This is a genomic window from Pedobacter sp. MC2016-24, from assembly GCF_015223055.1.
Classification (GTDB): domain Bacteria; phylum Bacteroidota; class Bacteroidia; order Sphingobacteriales; family Sphingobacteriaceae; genus Pedobacter.
This window is the reverse complement of the sequence record NZ_JADFBX010000004.1, coordinates 418978-442260: the sequence shown is the minus strand read 5'-3', so window position 1 is coordinate 442260 and position 23283 is coordinate 418978. Positions and strand designations below refer to the sequence as shown.

General features: G+C 42.2%; 20 protein-coding genes. 11 read left to right on the top strand and 9 right to left on the bottom strand.

What is annotated here, in order from left to right:
* The first annotated feature begins 189 nt into the window (after window positions 1-189).
* From IM797_RS12855 to IM797_RS12815, 9 genes are all read left to right on the top strand, one after another.
* The gene (locus tag IM797_RS12855) at window positions 190-954 is read left to right on the top strand and encodes an ROK family protein (RefSeq protein WP_194127529.1); all 765 of its coding nucleotides are present in this window, start codon (window positions 190-192) and stop codon (window positions 952-954) included.
* A 3-nt stretch (window positions 955-957) separates the two neighbouring features.
* Window positions 958-2373 (top strand): NADP-dependent phosphogluconate dehydrogenase, encoded by a 1416-nt coding sequence (gndA, locus tag IM797_RS12850; RefSeq protein ID WP_194127528.1) that lies wholly within the window; start codon window positions 958-960, stop codon window positions 2371-2373.
* A 12-nt stretch (window positions 2374-2385) separates the two neighbouring features.
* Entirely contained in the window at window positions 2386-3897 is a 1512-nt protein-coding gene (gene zwf, locus IM797_RS12845) for a glucose-6-phosphate dehydrogenase (RefSeq protein WP_194127527.1), read from the top strand.
* Window positions 3897-4622, top strand: coding sequence for a 6-phosphogluconolactonase (gene pgl / locus IM797_RS12840; RefSeq protein WP_194127526.1), 726 nt, complete (start codon window positions 3897-3899; stop codon window positions 4620-4622). Before zwf ends, pgl begins: the two co-directional genes overlap by 1 nt.
* 148 nt (window positions 4623-4770) lie before the next feature.
* The gene (locus IM797_RS12835; RefSeq protein WP_194127525.1) at window positions 4771-5385 is read left to right on the top strand and encodes an RNA polymerase sigma factor; all 615 of its coding nucleotides are present in this window, start codon (window positions 4771-4773) and stop codon (window positions 5383-5385) included.
* 57 nt (window positions 5386-5442) lie between these two features.
* On the top strand, window positions 5443-6354 hold the full coding sequence (locus IM797_RS12830) for a FecR family protein (protein ID WP_194127524.1): 912 nt from the start codon (window positions 5443-5445) through the stop codon (window positions 6352-6354).
* Window positions 6355-6565: 211 nt separating this feature from the next.
* A complete protein-coding gene (locus IM797_RS12825) occupies window positions 6566-9952 on the top strand; it encodes a SusC/RagA family TonB-linked outer membrane protein (protein WP_228098833.1) in 3387 nt (1128 codons plus the stop codon).
* A 6-nt stretch (window positions 9953-9958) separates the two neighbouring features.
* Window positions 9959-11446: a SusD/RagB family nutrient-binding outer membrane lipoprotein gene (locus tag IM797_RS12820; protein WP_194127523.1), complete on the top strand. Its 1488-nt coding sequence runs from the start codon at window positions 9959-9961 to the stop codon at window positions 11444-11446.
* A gap of 11 nt (window positions 11447-11457) precedes the next feature.
* Window positions 11458-12255, top strand: a complete 798-nt coding sequence (locus IM797_RS12815; protein WP_194127522.1) for a hypothetical protein — start codon at window positions 11458-11460, stop codon at window positions 12253-12255.
* Window positions 12256-12300: 45 nt separating this feature from the next.
* Here IM797_RS12815 and IM797_RS12810 read toward each other — a convergent pair whose 3' ends face one another.
* Entirely contained in the window at window positions 12301-13014 is a 714-nt protein-coding gene (locus IM797_RS12810; RefSeq protein WP_194127521.1) for a DUF4198 domain-containing protein, read from the bottom strand.
* Window positions 13015-13144: 130 nt separating this feature from the next.
* On the bottom strand, window positions 13145-13600 hold the full coding sequence (locus tag IM797_RS12805; RefSeq protein ID WP_194127520.1) for a DUF1572 family protein: 456 nt from the start codon (window positions 13598-13600) through the stop codon (window positions 13145-13147).
* 188 nt (window positions 13601-13788) lie between these two features.
* Between IM797_RS12805 and IM797_RS12800 the strand changes: the two genes are divergently transcribed.
* Window positions 13789-14034, top strand: a complete 246-nt coding sequence (locus IM797_RS12800) for a hypothetical protein (RefSeq protein WP_194127519.1) — start codon at window positions 13789-13791, stop codon at window positions 14032-14034.
* Window positions 14035-14047: 13 nt separating this feature from the next.
* Here the strand turns inward: IM797_RS12800 and IM797_RS12795 are convergent, their stop codons facing one another.
* Complete coding sequence (locus IM797_RS12795; protein ID WP_194127518.1) at window positions 14048-14671, bottom strand: Crp/Fnr family transcriptional regulator; 624 nt, start codon at window positions 14669-14671, stop codon at window positions 14048-14050.
* 193 nt (window positions 14672-14864) lie between these two features.
* Between IM797_RS12795 and IM797_RS12790 the strand changes: the two genes are divergently transcribed.
* Window positions 14865-16337 carry a PLP-dependent aminotransferase family protein gene (locus tag IM797_RS12790; RefSeq protein WP_194127517.1) on the top strand — a complete coding sequence of 491 codons (1473 nt, stop codon included), beginning with the start codon at window positions 14865-14867 and terminating at the stop codon, window positions 16335-16337.
* Between the two features lie 8 nt (window positions 16338-16345).
* On the opposite strand, the gene IM797_RS12785 is transcribed toward IM797_RS12790, so the two are convergent.
* The 6 genes from IM797_RS12785 to IM797_RS12760 form a co-directional block, all read right to left on the bottom strand.
* On the bottom strand, window positions 16346-16888 hold the full coding sequence (locus IM797_RS12785; protein ID WP_194127516.1) for a lipocalin family protein: 543 nt from the start codon (window positions 16886-16888) through the stop codon (window positions 16346-16348).
* A 91-nt stretch (window positions 16889-16979) separates the two neighbouring features.
* Entirely contained in the window at window positions 16980-17870 is an 891-nt protein-coding gene (locus tag IM797_RS12780) for a hypothetical protein (protein ID WP_194127515.1), read from the bottom strand.
* A 73-nt stretch (window positions 17871-17943) separates the two neighbouring features.
* A complete protein-coding gene (locus tag IM797_RS12775; protein ID WP_194127514.1) occupies window positions 17944-20142 on the bottom strand; it encodes a radical SAM protein in 2199 nt (732 codons plus the stop codon).
* An 83-nt stretch (window positions 20143-20225) separates the two neighbouring features.
* The gene (locus tag IM797_RS12770) at window positions 20226-20492 is read right to left on the bottom strand and encodes a DUF2007 domain-containing protein (protein ID WP_194127513.1); all 267 of its coding nucleotides are present in this window, start codon (window positions 20490-20492) and stop codon (window positions 20226-20228) included.
* 114 nt (window positions 20493-20606) lie between these two features.
* Window positions 20607-21776, bottom strand: a complete 1170-nt coding sequence (locus IM797_RS12765; protein ID WP_194127512.1) for an AhpC/TSA family protein — start codon at window positions 21774-21776, stop codon at window positions 20607-20609.
* Window positions 21777-21791: 15 nt separating this feature from the next.
* The gene (locus tag IM797_RS12760) at window positions 21792-23282 is read right to left on the bottom strand and encodes a RagB/SusD family nutrient uptake outer membrane protein (protein WP_194127511.1); all 1491 of its coding nucleotides are present in this window, start codon (window positions 23280-23282) and stop codon (window positions 21792-21794) included.
* Window position 23283 lies beyond the last annotated feature (1 nt).

Genomic DNA, 23283 nt, shown 5'->3' with positions numbered 1-23283 from the left:
GCGTAAAATTAGGGTTTTACTTTCATATTCGCTAGTCAGCTCAGAAATCCGGGTCCGCAACTTATCTCCTGCCAAAGTCAGATTATTTTTTTCTGATGATTAATCCCCTGATTCGACACTTTATTGGTCTTAATTTTGTTATTTTGAATGTTAATAATAAAACAGGCTTTTTTCACATAAAAAAAGAACATGCCAGTTACCAAAAAAAACGAGAACAAGGACAATATTTTATCAATTGACATCGGCGGCACAAGCGTTAAAGCTTGCATCTTAAATTCGAAAGGAGACTTAGCCTCCGAGTATAAAAAGCTCCCAACCCCAAAAGACGCTACACCCAAGGCCATTTTAGAAGTGATCCAAGCCTTGGTTCCTGAACTTGGGCAGGACTTTAAAAAAATCTCTGTTGGTTTTCCGGGTTATGTTAAACATGGAGTGGTTGAAACTGCACCAAATCTAGCCAGGAATAAATGGGCGGGCATTGACCTGGCCCAGCAGATCAGTAATTTGTTTGATAAGCCGGTCCGCCTGGTTAACGATGCAGACCAACAGGCTCTGGGCATTGTAGCCGGTAAAGGTTTTGAAATTGTGTTTACCGTAGGTACTGGCTTTGGAACGGCCTTATTGTTTGACGGCGACCTGCTTCCCCATTTGGAACTGGCACATCTGCCCATCACCAAAAACAAAGATTACGACGATTATCTTGGAGCAAAAGCCTTTGCAAAAATAGGCAAAAAGGATTGGAATGAGCGTTTAAAGCGCGTTATCGAGATTTATAAAGTAGTCTTCAATTACGACACCTTATATATCGGTGGCGGAAATGCCAAAGAGATCGACTTTGAGCTGGAGCACAACATCAAAATGGTTTCCAATAAAGATGGCATCAAAGGCGGTGCAAAACTTTGGGACCTGGAAGAGAAATATCATGTACATACGACCAACCCTAATAAAAAATAGACAATGACAAACCAATATACTTTAGGAATGATAGGCCTGGGCACCATGGGCCGCAATTTATTGCTCAACATGGCCGACAACGGTTTTGCTGTAACCGGTTATGATAAGGATGCAAAAATGCTGCAGAAACTGGAAGAAGATGGTAAAGCACACGATTTAAAGGGCTTTGCTTCTTTAGAAGATTTCATACAAAGTCTGGAATTGCCACGCAGAGTGATGTTACTGGTACCTGCAGGTGCAATTGTTGATAGTGTAATCCAGGAGCTCGTACCATTACTGGACAAAGGTGACATGATCATCGACAGCGGAAATTCGCATTTTACAGATACCAGCAGAAGAGCTACAGATCTGGCCGAACAAGGAATCCATTTCTTTGGTATGGGAATTTCTGGTGGTGAAGAAGGAGCACGTTTTGGGCCAAGTATGATGCCTGGAGGTGATAAAGCAGCCTACGACGCGGTTAAACCTATTTTGGAAGCAGTTTCAGCAAAAGTAAAAGGCGATCCTTGCGTGGCCTACATTGGCCCGGGAGCATCTGGTCACTTCGTAAAAATGGTACACAATGGTATTGAATATGCCATGATGCAAATCCTTGCCGAAACTTATGGCCTGTTGAAAACAGGTTTAGGTTACAACAATGAAGAGATTTATACCACATTCAACAAATGGAATGATGGCCGCCTGAAATCTTTCTTACTGGAAGTGACCAAAGATGTGTTTAAAGTTAAGGATGAAAAAAGCGGTGGTTATTTAATCGATGTGATTAAAGACGAAGCCAAATCTAAAGGAACCGGTAAATGGACTTCACAGGTATCTATGGATTTGCAATTGCCAATTCCAACCATCAACGAAGCAGTAAGTAGCAGGGACCTTTCTAAATATAAACAATTGCGCGTAGCCCTGGATGCTGCTTTGCCACATACGGCTGAGAAAATTCAAAACACGGCAGAGTTTGAGGCCCAATTGGAGCAATCATTATACTTTGCTATGATTACCTGTTATGCCCAAGGTTTGCATTTACTGGAAGCAGCATCTGCTGAATTTAAATATGAACTGAACCTGAAGGAAATCTCTCAGATCTGGCGCGGTGGCTGTATCATCCGTGCAGAATTGTTACAGGACATTTATCAGGCCTATTCCCAAAATCCCAAACTGCCGCATTTATATGCAGATGCCGCAATTCAGGGTAAATTGAAAGAGATTGTTCCCGGAACCAGGAAAGTTGTCGTGAAAGCCATTGAAAACGGTTTTGCAATTCCTGCACTTGCCTCGGCAATCACTTATTACGATTCATTCAGAACAGCCAATTCACCACTTAATTTAACCCAGGCTCAAAGAGATTTCTTTGGTGCCCATACTTTTGAACGTACAGATAGTGAAGGCATTTTCCATGCCGACTGGAACTCAAATAATTTGTAAAAACCCCATATAATGAAGACAAGTATCAACCTTAGCCCAACCATTATTGTAATTTTTGGTGGTACCGGTGATTTAAATCTGCGCAAACTTGCGCCCGCTCTTTACAACCTTTATGCCGAAGGCTATATGCCTGAAAAGTTTGCCATTATTGGTACAGCCAGAAAACCGCTTACCGATGATAAGTTTAGAGATACCCTGATGCAGGGTGTAAACAGCTTTTCACGTACGGGTAAGGTTCAAAAAGAAAAGTGGGATAGTTTCTCTCAGAGCGTTCATTATAATCCGGTTGACGTTAAAGACTCGGCTTCTTTTGATGCACTTAAAGAAACTATCGATAAATTTAAAGACGAGTTTGGCCCAGAAACACAGATTGTTTATTATCTGGCGGTTTCTCCAGACCTCTTCCCTTCCATTGCCAAACGTTTGGCCAAGTTTAAGCTTGCAGAAAATGAAGACAATTGCCGCATCGTAGTTGAAAAGCCTTTTGGTAAAGATCTGGAAACTGCACGCGAATTAAATGCTTTGTTGAAAGAACGTTTTAAGGAAAAACAGATTTATAGGATTGACCATTATCTGGGGAAAGAAACGGTTCAGAACATCATGGCTTTCCGTTTTGCCAACTCCTTCCTGGAGCCACTCTGGAATAGAAATTACATTGATCACGTACAGATTTCGGTAACGGAACAATTGGGCGTGGGTGAACGTGGTGGCTATTACGATGGTTCTGGTGCCTTAAGGGATATGATCCAAAACCATTTGCTGCAATTGCTTTGTATCATTGGTATGGAAACACCTATTAATTTTGATGCCGATGAAATCAGGGATAAAAAAGTGGATGTGCTGAAGGCCATGCGTCCTTTTTCGAGTGAAGACATCCGCTTCAATACCGTACGCGGCCAATACACCGGCGGCTGGATCAAAGGAGATGAAGTACCAAGTTATCGTTCTGAAAAAGATGTGGTAGAAGAATCCAATACGGAAACTTTTGCAGCCATCAAGTTTTTTGTAGACAACTGGCGCTGGAAAGGTGTGCCATTTTATGTGCGTACCGGAAAACGTCTGGCTCAGACCTCTTCATTAATTACGATACAGTTTAAAGATGTGCCACACCAGGTATTCCCTGAAGGCGTTGCAGAACACTGGCAGCAGAACAGGCTCATCATTAGCATACAGCCAGAAATGAGCATCCGTTTACAGGTTCAGGGTAAGCGCCCTGGATTAGACATGGTGTTAAACCCGGTTGATATGGTGTTTGATTACAAAGGTACTTATACAACAGAATCACCTGAGGCTTATGAGACTTTATTATTGGATGTGATGACCGGTGATCAGACGCAATTTATGCGTGCAGATCAGGTAGAGATTGCCTGGGATTTATTAATGCCGGTGATCAATGCATGGGAAACTAAAAAATCATTGAGCTTCCCGAACTATACGGCAGGATCATGGGGTCCGGAAGATGCAGAAGCATTGATAGCCAGAGATGGTTTCCACTGGTTTACCCTTCCACTAAACAAAGACTAATGAATTTACTGATTTATAAAACACAAAGCCAGTTGCTTGAAGACTTGGCTGAGTACATCATCAAAATTGCGAACAAATCGATCGAAGATCAGAATTGCTTCAACTTCGTACTGACAGGAGGTAACTCCCCAAAAATGCTGTACGAAATGCTGGCGACTACCTATAAAACACGGATCGACTGGACTAAGGTTTATTTCTTTTTCGGAGATGAACGTAATGTTATGCCCGACCATGAAAGCTACAACGGCTTAATGGCAAAAAAGGCAATCTTAGCGCCTTTAAATATTGCTGAGGATCATATCTTTTATGTGAATACCACTTTGGCACCTGAAAAGGCTGCCATTGAATACAATAAAGCGATTGTGAAACATTTTGATGGTGCAGATTTAACTTTTGACCTGATCTTACTGGGCATGGGAGATGATGCACATACCGCTTCCTTATTTCCTGGAACAGACATCCTGAACAATAAGAATGTGGAAATTGACTCGGTATTTGTAGAGAAACTGTCTACCTATCGCATCAGCTTTACTGCTCCCCTGATCAATAAAGCTAAAAATGTAGCCTTCCTGGTTTTTGGAGAAAATAAAGCGGTAGCTGTAAAACATGTAATTGAAGCACCTAAAAGAAATACGAAGTTATATCCTGCCCAATTGATTAAACCAATTGACGGCAATGTAACCTGGTTTTTAGATGATGAAGCAGCGAGTTTGCTGGATAACTAAAGCCTGATCCATCAGGATCAATGTAAAAGAGGTTGTACCATCAGTAAAAATGATGTGAACAACCTCTTTTTGTATCAACAAATTAACTTAACGGTAGCTTAACAATTGTTTGATGGTGTAAACACATCATGTGCTTACTTTGGCTGCAATGAAAAGTCTGTCGGATAAAGCCTTATTTGAGCTTATTCAGCAATCTGATTATGAAGCTTTCAATGAGCTTTATAAGCGGAGCTGGAAAAATCTATATACCATTGCCCATAAAAAAACCGGATCCAGGGAAGATGCTTTTGATCTTGTTCAAAATGTATTTATGGGTTTTTACGACAAGCGGGTGCAACTTCAGATCAATATCCCCGTACAAGATTACCTCCGCAATGCATTAATTTTTAAACTTTCTGATTATTTCCGCGCAAGGGGTTTCCAGGAGAAACATTATAAAAATCTGGAACTTTTCATGGCAAACCGCAGCATGACTGAGCATTTCCACGAACAGGAACTGGAAATGGCTGAAAATGAGTATCAGGATATCCTGGATTTGATTTATCAAACAATTGACGACATGCCGGAAAAAATGCGGGAGATTTTTTTAATCAGCCGATCGGAAAACTATTCGATCAATCAAATTGCTGAAAAGCTGAACCTGTCTCCCCAAACGGTTAAAAATCAAATCAGTAAAGCCTACGCTAAAATCAGGCAAAATGCCACACAACACCACATTTCAACAGCTAAAATCGCATTTATCATTTGGTTAATGAATTCGTAACATAAGTTTAACCATCAAAGCGTGGTACTTTTTTCGTTTTGCCCTTTATGTATAGGAATGCAACACGACAACAGCTATAAAAAGACCTTTGCCAGGTGGTTCCAGGATTTAGACCTGAGGGAAACAACTGATTTAAAAGATGCGGACAATGCTGCCGAAATCGAAAAAATAATGGAGCATAATTTGAAGCAGTACATTCTGCTTCAACACACCCCTACTGCCAGAAGATTCAAACTGCCATTATGGACCACTGCTGCTGCCATTTTACTGATTGGACTGACTGCAGTGCTGTTTTTCATCAATGATCGGGAATCAGGTCCTAAAAAAGATCATTTTTATGAACTCAGCACCACAACCGGGGAAAAGAAAATTGTAACCCTCGCTGACGGCACAAAAATCTATGTTAACAACAGCAGCAACATCAGGTATGCGAAAAGTTATACTGGCAAAACAAGGACGGTTTTTCTGGACGGAGAAGCCTACTTTGAGGTTACGCACAATAAAGAAAAGCCATTTGTAGTAAATTCTGGAAAGCTGAAAATTCATGTACTGGGTACTTCATTTAATGTTTCGTCTTATAAATCTGAGCCAAAAATTGCAGTAACAGTTTCTACTGGTAAAGTTGGCGTGGTCGAAAAGGGCAAAGCCAAAGCATGGATGCTACAACCAGGTGCACAGCTTAATTATGCCCGACAAACAGGCGAAATCTTAGTAAAACAAGTCGATGAGGCAGATTTTTCCGGCTGGATAAGCGGCAAACTGACCTTCAACAATGAACGCATGGATGTCATCTGCAAGCAGTTGTCCAGAGCTTACGGCGTAACATTTACAATAAATAAGATGGAGATTAACAGCAAACGGATCAATCTGAAAACAAATAACGAAAGCATCGGTACCATTGTGAAGATGCTCGGATTGAGCGGTCAATTCAATTACAATATGAAAGGAAAGGAGATCAGCATTTGGTAAAACCACATCGAACGCCCCCCCCCACACAATAGGCCATAAAAAAAGTGAAGGTATGCAACTACCCCCACTCCAATTGCTTTTATGACCTATTGATTTTGACGACAACAAACCATTTAAAAAAGCTATGTACAATTCTACAAAAAGAAATCTAATTAAAATAATAAAATCCATGACAAGGCTAGCCTTTCTGATTATCGTTACCTCGCTAACAATGACAGGTTTACTGTATGCCGCCAAGGCCAGGTCCCAGAATTTAAAAGAAATCCGGATCAACCTTCATGTTAGCCAGGTTTCTCTCAAAGATGCAATCACACGCATCGAAAAGCAATCGGGTTTAAGATTTGTTTACACCGAAGCTCAGGGCAATCGCCAGGGCATCAGCATTACGGCTAAAAACAAAAGTCTGGCCGATGTATTGATTGAACTTTCAGAAAAGCAAAAAATCAGGTTCAATCAGGTGAATGGCATGATTGCAGTAATCGACCCCAAACCTGAAAAAGCCCAGGCACCTGGAAAAGTGTCTGGAAAAATAGTGGATGAACGCGGGCTTCCCTTACCCGGTGTAAGCATCAGAATTATGCCAACAAACCAGGTATTACAAAGCAATACGGCTGGCGCATTTACGGTAAACTTAGCCCCAGGCAGTTATACCATCCAGGCATCTTTCATTGCTTATGAAAACCACCAGGAGGCTGTAAGTGTAAAAAGCGGAGAAACACTTCAACTGAACATCGCGATGCGACCGGTTGTTGGTCAGCTCAGTGAAGTTTTGGTTACGGCACTTGGTATCAAAAGAGAAGAGAAATCATTAGGATATGCTGCTCAAAAACTAAATGAGAATGTAGTTAAAGATGCCAAGACCAATAACTGGGTGAACGCTTTATCTGGAAAAGTGGCCGGATTAAATATTGTAGGCACCGGCTCTGGTCCTATGGGCTCTTCAAGAATTACCTTGCGGGGCGAATCCTCATTGAACTTGGACAACAACCAGGCACTCATCGTAATTGATGGCATCCCGGTAAGTAGCAAAATTACAGGAACAGGCTACAAAGCACACCTTGGGGCAGATAGTCCGGTTGATTTTGGTTCAGACGTATCAGACATCAATCCCGATGACATCGAGAACATCACGGTATTGAAAGGCCCGGGTGCTACTGCTTTGTATGGCAGTCGTGCCGCCAATGGTGCCTTGATCATCACCACAAAATCAGGCAAACGCAAAGATAATGGCATCGGTGTAACCTTCAATTCCAACACCAGCATTGATCAGATTAACAGGTGGCCAGACTACCAATTCGAATATGGTGAAGGCCGTACAGATGCTTATTATTCTTACTTAGATAGTAAAGACGGACCAAATACCAGTACATCTGTTGGTGCCGGACGAGCCTGGGGACCTAAATTTAACGGACAGTTATATTATCAGTATGACCCAAACAGTCCAACTGGACAGTCTGCAACGCCCAGACCCTGGGTAGCGAATAAGGGCTATATTTCTGATTTCTTTAAAACCGGTGTCACCTTATCCAACAGCATTGCCATAGAGGGCAGCAACGATAAAAGTGCCGCACGTTTCTCTGTTACACACCTCAAAAACGAGTGGATCATGCCCAATACAGGTTTTGAGCGTTTATCTGCTGCCTTATCTGTAAACCATCAGGTATCCGATAAATTAAAGATCAATGCGAAAGTAAATTACACGAATAAATCCAGTGACAACCTGCCACTTGCCGGATACAATAACCAAACGATCATGTATTTCATGATCATTGGCACAGCCCCCAATATAGACATCAACTGGTTTAAACCTTACTGGGAGCCCGGGCTGGAAAACGTACAACAACGCAACCCTTTTTACCGCGGACCAGACAATCCGTATCTGCAGGTTTATGAGATGCTAAACAAGATGAATAAAAACGGCGTGGTGGGCAATATTTCTGCGAGTTACCAGGTTGTTCCAAATCTGGACCTGACTGTCCGTTCCGGAATTGACATGTCTAACGAATTTAGAACCCAACAACGTCCGTATAGCATGACGAAATATGCAAAAGGCATGTACCGCGAGCAAAGTGTATTTAATTTCGAAGTGAATACAGATGCTTTGCTGACTTATAAAAATGAAATCAATAAAGATCTCAAATACAGCGTTTCTGCGGGTGGAAACAACATGCATCAAAGCTATAATTTTGCGGGGATTTATGCAGATCAACTTGCTCAGCCAGGCATATATCAAATCTCCAATAGTCTGGATCAGGCCGTTGCCGATCCCAATCGCATTAAAAAAGCGATCAATAGTTTATATGCCCTTTCACAGCTTTCCTGGAAAGACCGGATATTTCTGGATGTTACGGGGCGCAACGACTGGTCAAGCACATTACCCTACAAAAACAATTCCTTTTTCTATCCCTCCGTCAACACCAGTTTTGTCTTGAATGAGCTATTTAAGCTGCCCACAGCTGTATCATTTGCCAAATTAAGGTTATCATGGGCCCAGGTGGGTAATGACACCCGCCCCTACCAAACGGCTAAATATTACGACAAGGTATATAGCAATGGTTTTACCAATCCGGGAACCTTATTCAACGCCAACCTGAAACCTGAGATTACATCAAGCTATGAGGCTGGAATGGATATCCGCCTATTCAAAAACCGGATTGGTCTGGATGTAGCAGTTTACAAAAACAACAGCCGCAACCAGATCCTGGAAACGCCTTTAGATGATGCCTCCGGATATACCAGGGCTTTGCTCAATGCAGGTCTGATCAGCAGTCGCGGAGCCGAAGTGCAGCTTACAGGTAAGCCGGTTGTGGCGCCAAACTTTTCCTGGACCACCACTTTTAACTGGTCGCTAAACAGAAGTTATGTAAAGGAACTGAGCAATGGAATTACCAGCCAGATTTTAGCCAGTCACGAAACAAACGCAACCATCGAAGCCAGGGTTGGCGGCCGTATGGGTGACATCTATGGCAAAGGTTTTCAGCGTTCACCAGAGGGGAAAGTGATTTACAACAGTTCGGGCGTTCCGGCAGAACTTGACGTGACTACAAAAAAGTTTGGTAATGTATTTGCCGATTGGAAAGGTGGCTGGCTAAATGAGTTCAACATCAAAAACTTCAAAGTGAGCATACTGATAGACGGGCAAAAAGGCGGCAGTGTATTCTCCCAGACGAACCATAAGCTCAACACATTTGGGAAAACAAAAGTTACCCTTCAGGGGCGTGAAGGCGGTTTGGTTGGTGATGGTGTCGTATTGCTACCCAACGGGACTTACGTACCCAATACTACCAATGTAAGTTCCTTAAAATACTTCGAAGAGTATTATAAGATTGGCAATGCCGAAACCAATATTTTTGACGCTTCCTATATCAAACTTCGCGAAGCGCGGATAGCATACGATCTGCCTAAAAAATGGTTGGGTAAAATCATCAAACAGGGAAATGTTGGCATTTATGGAAGGGACTTATTCGTCATCTCCAAATTCCCGGGCTTTGATCCGGAAGCTGCCAATCTGAACAGCGGTTCCATCACACCCGGAATAGAGCTCGCACAATTTCCGTCAACCCGTACGATGGGTTTAAACCTTACCCTCAAATTTTAAGATTCAATGAAAAAGATAACGATAGTCTACGCCATTTTTGCCATCACTTTCTCGCTGTTTACTTCCTGCAAGAAAAATTTTGAAGCAATCAATACCGATCCCAACAGACCTAAAGAAATTACACCAGGGGTACTGCTGGGCCAACTCCAATATAAATTGGTCAACACCACCATGACCGCGTCCAAAAGTTTCACACATGAGCTGATGCAGGTCACGGCACCGCGTTACAGCACATCCGGTGGACTTCACCGTTATGTGATTACGCCAGCCAACGCCAATGGAACCTGGACCAGTTTATATGCTGCCATGACCGACGTAGCGGATCTGTACCGCATTGCCGATCGCCTGAATGAACCCAATTATATGGCCATCTCCCTGATCTATAAAAGCTGGGCTTATTCCATCCTTACCGATTGCTTTGGCAATGTGCCTTATACTGAGGCTACTCAAGCCACAGCAGGCATTGTAAAACCAAAATTTGATGCGCAGAAAGATATTTACGTACAGTTGCTTAAAGATCTGGAAACGGCAAATGGGCTGATCAATACCACCAGGGCATTAACTTACGGTGGCGACCTGGTTTACAACGCCAATACCTTAACCGGCACTGTAAACCCGGGAATGGTTAAATGGAAAAAATTTGCCAATTCACTTCGGCTGAGGCTGTTGTTAAGAATCTCAAAGCGCAATGGCGAAGTGAATGTAAATGATCAAATCAATACCATTTTAGCTGATCCTGCAAAGTACCCTGTATTTACCGCAACCTCAGACGATGCCATTTTCAGGTATCCAGGCTCCTACCCTTATTACAATCCCTATTACAATGCAAGGTTGTTGGATTGGCGCCAGGGTGATTATTTCACTTTGTTTTTTATGGACAAAATGAATGCAGATGAAGATCCGAGAAGAGCAGTTTGGGCCACACAGGTTACTGTTGCCGGCGCGAGTATTTACCAGGGGATCAGAAGTGGTTATGAAAGTACACTGGAATACCCTACAGATAAAAATTCAAGTTACAACGACAACCTGAAAACTCTGCCACAGCTGGGGATCATGATGACTGATGCCGAATTGGAGTTCATCAAGGCTGAGCTGGCTTTGAAAGGATTTGTTACCGGCAATACAGCAAAAGCCCATTATGAAAATGGAATTACGGCATCCATGCAGCAATGGGGTACCGTTTTACCAGCCGGGTATTTACAGAAAACTGGTGTGGCCTATAACTCATCGGGCAGTACAGATGCACAATTGCAGCAGATCATGCTGCAAAAATACTATGCATTTTTCTTTAACGATTACCAGTCCTGGTTTGAAAAACGAAGGACAGGATATCCTGTTTTGCCTAGGGGAACAGGCATTCCCGCTGAAAATCAATTTCCCTCACGTTGTTTATATCCAACCTATCTGCAATCTATCAATGCTGAAAATCTTCAGCAGGCAGTCCAAGCCATTGGCGGGGATTTGTCAACTGTAAAAAGCTGGTGGGAGCAATAAAAATTTAAAATATGAATCTGATATTAAAGTACACCATTGCGGCCCTTTTTCTATGTCCTCTTGCAGGCTATAGTCAAGCCGCGAAAGAAATCAAGAAGTATAAAGTTGCAGAAGCAAAGCAGGCCGTTGCGGTTGATCGCGATTATTTTTATGAAATCAACAACAGCACCATTTTTAAGCACCGCAAAACCAATGGAGAAGTAGTTGCCCAATGGGACGGTACTGACCAGGGCATTAAACACCTCAATAGTGGGAATGTCATCAATGGTAAGTTATATTGCGCAAACTCCAATTTCCCCGAACAGCCCATGGCCGGTGCCATAGAGATCTTTGATGCCGCCAGTTTAACACATATCGGCACGCAAAGCTTTGGCATTGGTAATGGATCCGTCACCTGGATTGATTCACATGATGGCTTTTGGTGGGTAGGTTTTGCCTATTATTCCGGGAAATATGCCGCCGATGGCAAGGATACCCGCTGGACATCGCTGGTTAAATACAATAAAGACTGGGCTCAGGTAGCTGCCTGGATCTATCCTGAGGAAATTATCAAAGCTTTCATGCCGATGAGCAATTCGGGTGGCAGCTGGAGTAAAGATGGCTACCTATATTGCACAGGGCACGACAAAACAGAGCTTTATGTGATGAAATTGCCCAAAAGCGGCTATACTTTAGAACATGTTAAAACCATTCAAACCAGTATCCACGGTCAAGGAATAGCAGTAGACCGCTCAGTAAAAGACAAGACTATTATTTATGGATTGAGCGATAGAAAAGAAACGTCTATCGTTGTGAATGAAATTCCATAAAAACAACAAAGAGCCTGGTCAGCAGACACAGGCTCTTTGTTGTTTTTATTTTGCTACTTCAAAACTTGAAGTGGCTCCCTGCCAGGCGGCAGCGTAATCTTTACCATGGTGTGTTCCTTTGGCTGTCTTATCCATCGCAGACACTTCCAATACATATCTTCCCGGCCATATTGGACTGAAGGTAACCATACCATTTTCATCGGTAGTGATTTCTTTACCCCATCCCTCCGGAGAAAAAACAGACACCGTTTTGTTGGCCAAAGGCTTTCCATTCTGAACGGCTTTGAACTTTACAGGCGCATTGGTTTTATAGGTTTTAGCTTCGGTTGTATGAACTTGTAAACTGGCAGGGATCTGTGCATGATCGATAACAGCAGGCTTACCTACTGCTACGATTGCTGTAGACAGAAACTCATATTTTGTTGTTCCACCCAGTTCTTTAGCTTCATGACTTACAGTTAAAACATAGGTACCATCTGTATCGGGAGTAAAACTTGCCGCATAGAAATTGGTGCCTGGGGTGGTGCTTAATTTAATTTTTTCTTTTCCTGGGGCGGTAAGCCATAAGGTAAAGTCTTTCACATCAGAATACCATTTGGAAGTTTCTTCACGTTCATTTGAAACGTATTCTCCATAATAAACTTTTACTTGTTGTGCTTTTCCCGCTTTGCCGGAAGTGCTGGTTTCGATCCATAAAGCGTGTGCAAACAACTGGCTTGTGCCCAGCGTAAATAGTAATGCAAGTAGTAATGATTTCATCTTGTTATTGTTTAGCTTATTATTTAGAATGATTAAAAACTATGCTAAGCTAGGAACAATATCCTTACCATCAAAAATTATTTAGAACTATTTTAAATAGCATCCGGCTCATTACTGCCACTCCCGTTGTTTAATTTGAGGTATCCAGCAACCTCCTGTGGTAATTGATCTGCCCCAAATGATAGGCCAGGTGCGTACTCAGATGGATCAGCATAAAGCCGACCGTATCTCCACCTTCAACTACTTTCACCAATGGATATTTGCTATACATGTCTTCTTCGGTCAAGCCATCAATGGCATTGGCAACCACGGTAATTGTTGCCTCAATTTTGCTGATCAGTTCAGCCCGTGGTACGTCCTTCAGAGAAAACTCCAGGGGCCTGTCGCGCAGGTAGCCTGTTTTGCCCAGCTCTCCGCCCACAAAAGTGTTTAAGTTGCCAACCAGGTGTAAACAAAGGTTACCGGCCGAATTTAAAACCTGTTGATCAATGAGCCAGATGACCTTTTCATCCCGATAGGATTCAATTTCTACTTTTAGCCTGTTCAGATCTCTTGTAAAAAGGGCTTTTAACGATTCTTTAAGCATTGCGGTGTATATTGTTGATGAACAAACTTACCGAATTTAAGGAGCATTCTGCAGATATTGATCAATAGTTCTATTTTACGCTGATCATGAGCAGGTTATTTTAAATGTAACATTTCTAAAACATTTTCATTTCGCCTACCCGATTGCACTAGCTGAATTGTTTTAGAGTTAACCATTAAAAACTAAACATGCGCGACCCCGAAATCAAAAATCTCCTGGAACGGTTTAAAGCCGGCGAAAGTACCGAAGAGGAACTGGTAAAAATCAGGTATTGGCTACATCATTTCAATACCACCGGACAACCACGTTTAACAGAAACGGAACTCAGAGCTGCCAGTAAAGACATGTGGCTTTCCATTTCCTTAAATACAGAAACCGAAGTTGCTAAAATTTACAACAACTGGCCCTTACGTATAGCGGCTGTACTGACCTGATCAGGCAATTGCTTTATAAAAAAGCAAACTGATTTTTAGCATTCAGTTTTCTTAACTGCTGATTGTAACCTTGCCTGGTTAGGCCTATATGCATGGCCATGGCATCTCTACCGGCAACTTTTACAAAGAGCGGGTGCCATTGTTCAAAAATGCTAACTCGCTTTAAAGGGGGCTGCCGTACCAGTAAGCTATGGTCATGATAGTATTTCTCATTGTTTATGGCAATGTCTTGTATAGATTTTAATAGTGCAGGAAAGCGCTTTATTAAAATAGAAAGGTCGCTGTAGCTGATGGAAAGGATGATGCCTGGTTCCAGAATTTCAATATAGTCATGGCGTGGAATGTGATGCATTAAACTGGAGCAATACACTATAAATTCATGTTTTTTCCAGATCCTGCTACCCCACTTCAGGTTCATGAAGGGACAGTAGTAATAGCTTTGTACCATGGCATCAATAGAAAACCATGCCCGGCCATTCTGATAATCACCTGGTGATTCCAAAACCTGGTTGCGGACAGCCTGATGCCAGCAACACATGTTGTATAAATAAGCTGCAAGTTCATCTTTCTCGTCATTAATGCAACTAAATGCCGGTAGCAGATGCTGATCAATTAATTTCTTTTTTTGAGAGTCCATTATAGGTAATGATTTGATTTACATGATAAAGCTCAACAATTAAATTAATATTCTCCTATGTCAATTCCGACTTTTTTGCCTATGTCAATTTTAATTTTGGTGTTTTTTTACAAAAAAAATTAGCTTATATTTGAATTAGACCATAACCAAAAAGAAGATATTAACCATGCCTTAAAAACAATTATCCTCTCGTATGAAACCTCTCGAAAAAGCCGAATGGCTAGTCTCAAAGCTTGATAAAATGAATTCCGGCAGAGACATTTATAATTTCATCGTCAACAAAATCAAAAGTGGACAACTCGTCCCGGGCTCACGAGTCCCCCCTTACCGTGATCTTGCACAACTCAATAAAATCAATAGAAACACCGTACAAAACGCTTACTCCAAACTCATTTCCAACAATTGGCTGTCTACCAGTCAGGGCTCAGGCACATTTGTCTCTACCACAAATCCAAGTACCGAAGTACCACACCGAACATCCGGCTTTACCGACGTTTTTCCTGCCGGACTCCCGCATCTCCCAAATCAATCCGTTTCATCCCAATCCTTACCCTATCTATACGTAGCCGTAGGCACAGACTTTCCCAGTCCCGCATCCTTTCCTGAAGATAAATTTGCAGAATACTGCAGCCGCCATCTAGAGGCCAGTAAACATTTAAGCCAGGCCCAGCTACTTTCCGCTTACGAAGCCGATTATTTAAAAAGCACCATACTGGAAGATTTAAACCGACGGCGAAGCTTTGGTTTAAAGGCCAATATGCTGGATATCATTAAGGGCCGGGAGCTTTCTTTAAATCAAGTATTTAAAATACTGATCAGTCCGGGAGACATCGTCATCAATACGTCTCCACAAGATTTGTTGCTGCACACGGCATTGGAAAAAAGTGGGGCAAGAATCTACGTGATGAACAGAATGGAACATGACTTTCTATCCCGACTGGAACGTTTACTGCAATTTACAAAAGTGCGTGCCATTTACATCCGGCCGCAATTCAGCTTTCCTGAAGGTCATTCCTTCAGTATTTCCAAAGCTGTCAAATTGATAGAACTTGCAAAAAAATATAAAGTCTGCATCCTGGAAGAAGAGGAGGATCATGAATTTTGGTATACAAAAAGTCCATATAGCCCTATGGCCGGTTATAATCATGATGGTTTTGTCATTTACCTGGCTGCATTAAGTAAAGCGATACCGGAAACCCGGACTTTACGCATTGTTGCCGCTTCAGCCCAGTTTATTGAACAACTGCAAATGCTACCTGCTCAGCCCATCGAATCTAGGGATATCATTAAAGAGAAAGCCATAGCTGACATGATCAAAAGCGGGGAGATGGCAGAATACGCGAGACATGTCCGCGCCAAATCAAAAAAATTCCGCAATGAGCTGGATCTGATTTTAAGTCACCATCTCGGCAAATATGTCACGTATACCATTCCCGAACATGGTTTAACATTCTGGCTAAAATTTCAAGAAACATGTAACCTCACCGTGGTCTTAAAAAAATTAGGCGAACGGGGCATACCCGTCCCCTTTCACCCCAACAGTCCAAAAACCCATGAGCCTGTATATTATATGATCCTTGGCTTTGGTGCTTTTGATATTGTAGAAGCTGAAGGTGGTGCAAAAATGATCAGACTAATTATGGAAGAACTAGAACAGCGGCATTGAGGCAGCAGTTAATCATGCCTGCCCCAAACCAGCGCGTCAGTGTCATAGCCCAGATTTTTTGCCTTTTGCAGATAATTGATTTTTACGGCTTCAGGTATGGTTTTCGTTCTGGATAAGATCCAAAGGTATTTGAGGTTATTTCCCGCTACCAGAGCGTACTGGTATTCGTCATCTATTGCAATGACATTGTATCCTGCATAAAAAGGACCAAAGAAAGAAACTTTAAGACGCCCGACATCGGTTTTACCTACAAACTTCGCTTTACCGATGCTTTGTTTCCATTCATTTTTAACCGCATTATATCCTTTATTGTCCACCCGGATGGTTCCGTCATCATTTAAAGAATAATGAGCAGTTACCTGGCTCAAACCACGTTCGTATTTAAAATCCAGGCGCGCAATTTCATACCATTTACCCAGGTATTTGTCTTTATTGAACGGTTCAACGGCTTTTGCGCCTTTTGGAATAGAAACTGCAGCACAAGAGGAAATTACGGTTGCTGCTACCACGCCAACCGCCAGGGCTACATATATTTTATCGATCTTCTTCATAACTATAAATTATTTTTCAGGGCTGTAAGCCATACAAACCCATAAACAGCCCTGGGCTATATTTTGTTTAGCCGGATTGTAAAGCCTGACATCAATTTGTCAATTCGAACTCTTCCAGTTTACCTTTCCTACTTTCCCGTTCCTTTAAATCAATATTGAGCTCCTGTATTTTTTTATTGATCCCTTCCAATGCTCGTGGCAATTCAACTTTACCTCCTTTTTTGGTTGTAATGACTATTGGATAAGCCTTGACCTCCAAATCTACAGTGGATAAATCTTTAACCGGGTAAACGGCCGATTTCCACAGCTTTGCACTGTGCTCACGTACATCTGTTGACAAGACCTCATGCATTTCGTAAGTTTCATTCGGCTTTAATCCGCCATCTTCGTTAAATGTTCCCCCACTGCCTACTCCGGCAAGTACTTTACCCGTAGATTTAGACAAGACATCGTAGCGGATCATGTGCTCACCAATCACTTCATCGCCGGTATTGTTGATGAAAGTCAGGTCCAGATAAGGAATGGAATCTTCAAAAAACTTATCCTTGCTGAGCTCCATTTTGATGAGTTTAAACTGGCTCAGCACCTTGGTTTGGGCCATAAGCTTAACCCGCTCTTTGCCTAAACTGTCAATCTCTGCTTTTGCCTGGATGATCTTATCTTGATTATCCTGTTTCAGAAAATCCTCTGCAGCAGCAACAACGCCTGAGAAAGTTTTACCGTCTATATACCCCATCAGCATGTCATCGATCGATTTATCCTTAGCCTCAACAGTTCCTTTAAACTTGCTGATCATTGCTTTGGCATGTAATACGCGCAGTGCTTTTTCCAGGTCGGTTTTTTCGGTAGCGTTCAGTTTCTCTTCCATTTTAGCTTTAGATGCATTGAAGGAATCGTCATCTTTTCCCGAGAGTGTAGGTCCGCAGCCAGTAAATAAGACCGTTCCGGTCAATATCAAGAGCGCAAGAAAGATATTTTTCATAAGGTTTGATTGTTAAGCCAACAGCTAAACAAAAATCAGACCCAAGCTTCCTGAAAGTGGTTTTAATTTAGCATTACAAGACCAGTAATCCAAAATCTCTTAAATCATAAATCGGCTTGGAATACCAGAAAAGCTCAAAATGTTCCATTTTGGTTTCAAAATCTGCTTTAACATCCTGAAAAGTATAGACCTGCGTATTAGCACCTGCTATTTTCTCTAAAATAGCAGCCAGCCATTCTCCCTCATTTTTGCTGGCCTGGATGCTGAAGGTTTCTTTTTTATCATGGAAAGTTAAAATGGCCATTTCCTGGGGCTTTCCTTTTTTATGCTTGCTAAAGACCTCTAAACTGGGCATACCACCCAGCCAAACCAATTTAGCTGTGGGTTTGGTATCAAACTTATGATCCCCGGCTAAAGCACGTTCAATAAAATCCGAAGGAATGGTGGTTTTTGGAACCTTGAAATCGAACCAATCCTGCAATTTGTAATCGAAACAAATGCCATGCATAAAGTTAAACAGCGATTTCTTCAAACCGAAACTAAACTTATTGTGGTCTATTCCCGTTTGATCGATGTAATTGATGTCATTGTTGGCAAAAGTCCCAATGGCTTCTGTTTCCTTCACTACGCCAAACTTTTCCGGGTACATGCCCACAGGGCTATGTGCCGTCATGGCAAACTGGTGCCAGAAACCAGACTGTAAAATGCCTGCTTCAAACAATTGCCTTACCATTTCTAAACTATCTATTGTTTCCTGAATGGTTTGCGTAGGGTATCCGTACATCAAATACGCATGAACCATTACGCCCGCCTCGGTAAAGTTTCGGGTAACCTGGGCTACCTGCTGCACCGTTACCCCTTTATCGATCAATTTCAGCAAGCGGTCTGACGCCACCTCCAAACCACCAGAAACTGCAATACAGCCCGATGCTTTCAACAAAATGCATAAATCCCGGGTAAAGCTTTTTTCAAAACGGATATTTGTCCACCAGGTTACAGAAATGCCTCTTCTTAAAATTTCTAAAGCTACTTCCCGCATCAGTGCCGGCGGTGCAGCCTCATCTACAAAGTGGAATCCGTTCTGACCGGTTTTTTCGCTCAACTCTACAATCCGGTCTACGATCAGTTTAGCGGCAACAGGTTCATACACCTTGATGTAATCCAGAGAAATATCACAAAAGGTACATTTTCCCCAATAGCAGCCATGCGCCATGGTTAATTTGTTCCACCGCCCATCGCTCCACATCCGGTGCATCGGATTCACAATCTCGATTACCGAAATGTATTGGTCCAGTTTCAAATCACTATAATCTGGAGTACCTACGTCAAACTGCTTATAATCACTTCTTAATGCATCATTTTTATAAGCAACCGATCCATTTTCTAATAAGAAGGTTCTTTTATACAAGTTGAGGGCAGCAGGTTTGGCAATTGCCTGGTAGAGTAATTCAATCGGCAATTCCCCATCATCCAGGGTGATGTAATCAAAAAACTCAAATACACGCGGATCAGAAAGCGAGCGCAGTTCAGTATTGGCAAAACCGCCACCCATAGAGATTTTAATCTCCGGATACTTCGATTTCACGTATTGCGCACAGCGAAAAGCAGCGTATAAATTACCTGGAAAAGGAACAGAAATCAGGAATAGTTTGGGTTGCACCAAAGCGATTCTCGCTTCTAAAATTTCTACCAGGATTTCATCAATATAGGTATACGCTTGCTTTAAAGCTTGGTAAAGCTCATCAAATGAGTTTGCACTCCTACCCAATCTTTCTGCATATCGGCTAAAGCCAAAATTAGGGTCAATACATTCTACAATAAAATCAGAGATGTCTTCCAGGTAAAGGGTGGCCAGATGTTTCCCTTTATCTTGTGTGCCCATTGCACCAAATGCCCAATCCAGTTCTTCCAGTTGTGCAAATCTTGAAGCTTCGGGTAAATAATCTTCCTGACAAATCTGTAGCGCCAATGTTGGATTTTTACCTTGCAGAAAAGCAATTACCGGATCAATCGTTTTGATGTATTCGTTTTTCAAAGCGAGGATGCGCTTTGCATTTAAACTTTTTGGCAGCTTGTGTTTTTGCACTGCCTGTTTAAAAAGATCTTCCAATCCCTTTTTAGAAAACAAAGCCAAAATCACTTCAATACCCAGATCAGCCTGGGTTGATGAAATGTTTTTAGTGTTTAAAAAGCCTTTGATATACGCGGTTGCCGGATACGGAGTATTCAATTGTGTAAAGGGCGGCGTAATAAGGAAAAGATCTGTTTTCAAAATGGAATGCTATTTCCCTGCAAAAATATCTATAATTATTTTAGCATTTGGCCTTCTGAACAGAGAAAATGATTCCGAATGCCTTAACTAAGGTCATCCGGCTGTTCCGGAGAACTGTTGTTAAACTCTTCAATTAACTTTAAAGCTGCTTCCAGATCGGTATCATTAACCACCACATTTACCGGACTCACCCCACCCGGAGATACCACCCATGGTGCAATTGATGCCATGAACCCATTTTCAAGTGTGGCTTTGATGCCACTCTCAGTTAAAATAGTTTGAATCATTTTCGCCTCGTTAAAACCACCTGAAAAGGCATTCACCAGTTTTATTCTCGTCTGTCGTATCATGCTTCTAATATTATTCTACTAATATAAATCAATAATGTCAATATCTTAAGCTAAAAAGCAGAATACCCGGCAAGCTCATGCCGGGTATTCTGCAAACAAAACAGGATTCGCTGCCTATTTAAAAATCGCAGCCAGTTTCTTTTCCAGCTCATCCCCTCTCAGGTTCTTCGCCACAACCACGCCATTCGGATCTACCAGAAAATTCTGCGGAATCGATTCCACACCGTACAATTTAGCCACAGCATTTGGTGATTTCAGATCTGACACCTGTGTCCAGGCCAGACCATCCTTCTGTATCGCTTCCAGCCATTTACTTTTTTGGGAAGCCACATCAAGCGACACCCCTAAAACGGTAAAACCTTTATCCTTGTAGGCATTAAAAGCTTTAACCACATTTGGGTTTTCTAAACGGCAGGGCCCGCACCAGCTTGCCCAGAAATCGATCAATACATATTTACCTTTATACGCCGCAAGACTAACCGGCTGATCATTGACGTCATGCTGTGTAAATTCTATGGCTTTTGAACCTAAGGGGATCAGGTCATCCAGCGCTTTACGTTTCGCCACAGCCTGTACTTCAGCTTCCTTACGCTTTGCAAACACCTGATCAATGGCTTTGCCCAAAACAGAGCCTCTTAAATTTGCGGGGAATGCCCGATTTAAAGTATCCATCATTTCTGGTCTGACAAAACCAGAAGCAATCAATGCATAGGTAAAATAAGGAGCAGCTTCTGAGTTGGGATTTTTGCGTACATACACAATCATATTGCTTAAAGTATTCCCCAATAAACTGGCAGACCTTTTCTGGACGCTTTTCTTCAGCTCCTCATCAGATTGATAAGCTTCACTTTCCATGATTTTCTTAATTTCTGCAGATTCCCTGCTGCTAAAACTGGTTACTTCATGAAATTCGTCGTTCGCTTTGGTACCAGTTCCTGTAACCGATGAGCCACTTAACAGTGAATCAGAAACAACATTTAAAACCCCATTGTCCAACATCAGGTTCAAATCGTCTTTGGTATTTTTAGGGTCTTTTTTAGCGTTCACGCTCAGACTTGCAACAATCGCAGCATCTACGCTCCCCTTAAAGTTATACTTGCCGTTTTTCACCACAGCACTATCCGCACTTAGCTCATTAAAAGTATCAAAATGCAGGTAAACTTTGGATGGCACAACTGTTCTGTTTTTAAAACTGCCATTAATGGTATAGTTCTTTTTAATCTGGGCAATGCTGTGCACCGATATGCCTGCCAATAGCAGCATAGTTATGTTAAATGTCTTCATGTTTTGATTGATAAATTAGTATCCAGGGGTTTGAATTAAGTTCTTGTTCACAGAGATGTCGTAAGCAGATATCGGAAAATACTGTTTCAATGCATTCCAGGTTGCGCCAACACCTTTCAAAGGCACCTCTGCATTCATGACCGCATCAATAGTGCCTGTTCTCCTCAAGTCAAAAAACCGGTTACCTATTTCTGCAAAATACTCCACGCGCCTTTCTTTCCATACCGCCTTAATGACATCGTCCTGAGCAATTGCCGAGGTTCCATTTAAACCGGCACGCGTTCTGATCGTATTCAAATCTGTGCGGGCATCATCCAGTTTATTCAGTCTGGCACGTGCCTCAGCGCGGATCAGGTATTGTTCTGCCAATCTGAATAAAATGATATTCTCGGCGCCAACCACTGTCGACTTATACTTATTCGGAAAATATTTGGTCTGTGCTGGAAATGTACCGCCCGCAGCCATGGTGGTCATCCTTAACCAATAGGTTTTCCGGCGGTCATCAGTGAGTGTTGTCGGATTGGTTTCAAAAGCGTTGATCAGTGAAGGACTTACAGCAGCAGCAACACCACTCCATCCGACAGCACTGTAAGGAATATTGGCTGCCATATTGTTATTGTAAGCACTATAATCTCTTACCGCAAAAGTAGCTACCAGGTTAAAAATAGTTTCCGTACTGGCTGCTACAAAAACATTTTCAATATTAGAAGCGGGCACCAAAGTATACGCTTTGGCTGCGCCGATGGTGGCATCAATGACATTGCCCGATTGTATTTCTGCATTTGCCCAGTCGCCGGTATACAAATATGCCCTGGCCAGCAAGGCAGTTACGGTGTGTTTATTCGGCCTCCCTTTGCTCAGGGTAACGTTACCCGCAGCATCTCTATATTCATTGGTCAGTAAGCTTTGGGCCTGCAGCAAATCCGAGATGATCAGCTTGTAAGCCGCCTCTTTAGGACTGCGTCCAAGATCCTTATTGACAATGTAATCACTGGTTGTCACCATTGCCACATCGCCGTAATAATTGGTCAGATAGAAATAGCAAAGTGCGCGGATGAAATACGCTTCGCCCAGCCATTGGTTTTTATTGAGTAATGTAGTCGAGGCACTTACCCCTTCAATGGCCAGATTTGCATTGTAAATGTTCTGATAAAGTGCGGTCCATACGTTACCGGTATGCACGTCATTTACCGCATCGCTGTAAAAAGCAACATTGTCGGTGAGGTTGATGTTCAGGCTGGTCAATTCATCCGTATACAAGCCGGTATTATAGCCTATGCTTTTAGCACCGTCAAAAAATCCACTTCCAGTGAGTACTGCAAATATGTTGCTCAGTGTAGCTGCACTGGAACGGTCTGTTTTATAAGCACCTTCACCGGCTATTTTATTGGCTGGCAATGGAATTTCCAGGTATTTTTTACATCCAGTACCAGAAATGACGATCAACAGGCACATGATGAAAGCGCCTTTCAACACAGCAGATGGATATATATTATTTGATTTCATA

Excerpts from the sequence above, each read along its gene's own strand:
- pgl (WP_194127526.1), top strand. The coding sequence starts at position 3,897 with ATGAATTTACTGATTTATAAAACACAAAGCCAGTTGCTTGAAGACTTG.
- IM797_RS12815 (WP_194127522.1), top strand. The coding sequence starts at position 11,458 with ATGAATCTGATATTAAAGTACACCATTGCGGCCCTTTTTCTATGTCCT.
- IM797_RS12770 (WP_194127513.1), bottom strand. The coding sequence starts at position 20,492 with ATGATACGACAGACGAGAATAAAACTGGTGAATGCCTTTTCAGGTGGT.
- IM797_RS12790 (WP_194127517.1), top strand. The coding sequence starts at position 14,865 with ATGAAACCTCTCGAAAAAGCCGAATGGCTAGTCTCAAAGCTTGATAAA.
- IM797_RS12855 (WP_194127529.1), top strand. The coding sequence starts at position 190 with ATGCCAGTTACCAAAAAAAACGAGAACAAGGACAATATTTTATCAATT.
- IM797_RS12825 (WP_228098833.1), top strand. The coding sequence starts at position 6,566 with ATGACAGGTTTACTGTATGCCGCCAAGGCCAGGTCCCAGAATTTAAAA.
- IM797_RS12765 (WP_194127512.1), bottom strand. The coding sequence starts at position 21,776 with ATGAAGACATTTAACATAACTATGCTGCTATTGGCAGGCATATCGGTG.
- IM797_RS12785 (WP_194127516.1), bottom strand. The coding sequence starts at position 16,888 with ATGAAGAAGATCGATAAAATATATGTAGCCCTGGCGGTTGGCGTGGTA.
- IM797_RS12805 (WP_194127520.1), bottom strand. The coding sequence starts at position 13,600 with ATGCTTAAAGAATCGTTAAAAGCCCTTTTTACAAGAGATCTGAACAGG.
- IM797_RS12760 (WP_194127511.1), bottom strand. The coding sequence starts at position 23,282 with ATGAAATCAAATAATATATATCCATCTGCTGTGTTGAAAGGCGCTTTC.
- gndA (WP_194127528.1), top strand. The coding sequence starts at position 958 with ATGACAAACCAATATACTTTAGGAATGATAGGCCTGGGCACCATGGGC.
- zwf (WP_194127527.1), top strand. The coding sequence starts at position 2,386 with ATGAAGACAAGTATCAACCTTAGCCCAACCATTATTGTAATTTTTGGT.
- IM797_RS12820 (WP_194127523.1), top strand. The coding sequence starts at position 9,959 with ATGAAAAAGATAACGATAGTCTACGCCATTTTTGCCATCACTTTCTCG.
- IM797_RS12810 (WP_194127521.1), bottom strand. The coding sequence starts at position 13,014 with ATGAAATCATTACTACTTGCATTACTATTTACGCTGGGCACAAGCCAG.
- IM797_RS12780 (WP_194127515.1), bottom strand. The coding sequence starts at position 17,870 with ATGAAAAATATCTTTCTTGCGCTCTTGATATTGACCGGAACGGTCTTA.
- IM797_RS12830 (WP_194127524.1), top strand. The coding sequence starts at position 5,443 with ATGCAACACGACAACAGCTATAAAAAGACCTTTGCCAGGTGGTTCCAG.
- IM797_RS12835 (WP_194127525.1), top strand. The coding sequence starts at position 4,771 with ATGAAAAGTCTGTCGGATAAAGCCTTATTTGAGCTTATTCAGCAATCT.
- IM797_RS12800 (WP_194127519.1), top strand. The coding sequence starts at position 13,789 with ATGCGCGACCCCGAAATCAAAAATCTCCTGGAACGGTTTAAAGCCGGC.
- IM797_RS12795 (WP_194127518.1), bottom strand. The coding sequence starts at position 14,671 with ATGGACTCTCAAAAAAAGAAATTAATTGATCAGCATCTGCTACCGGCA.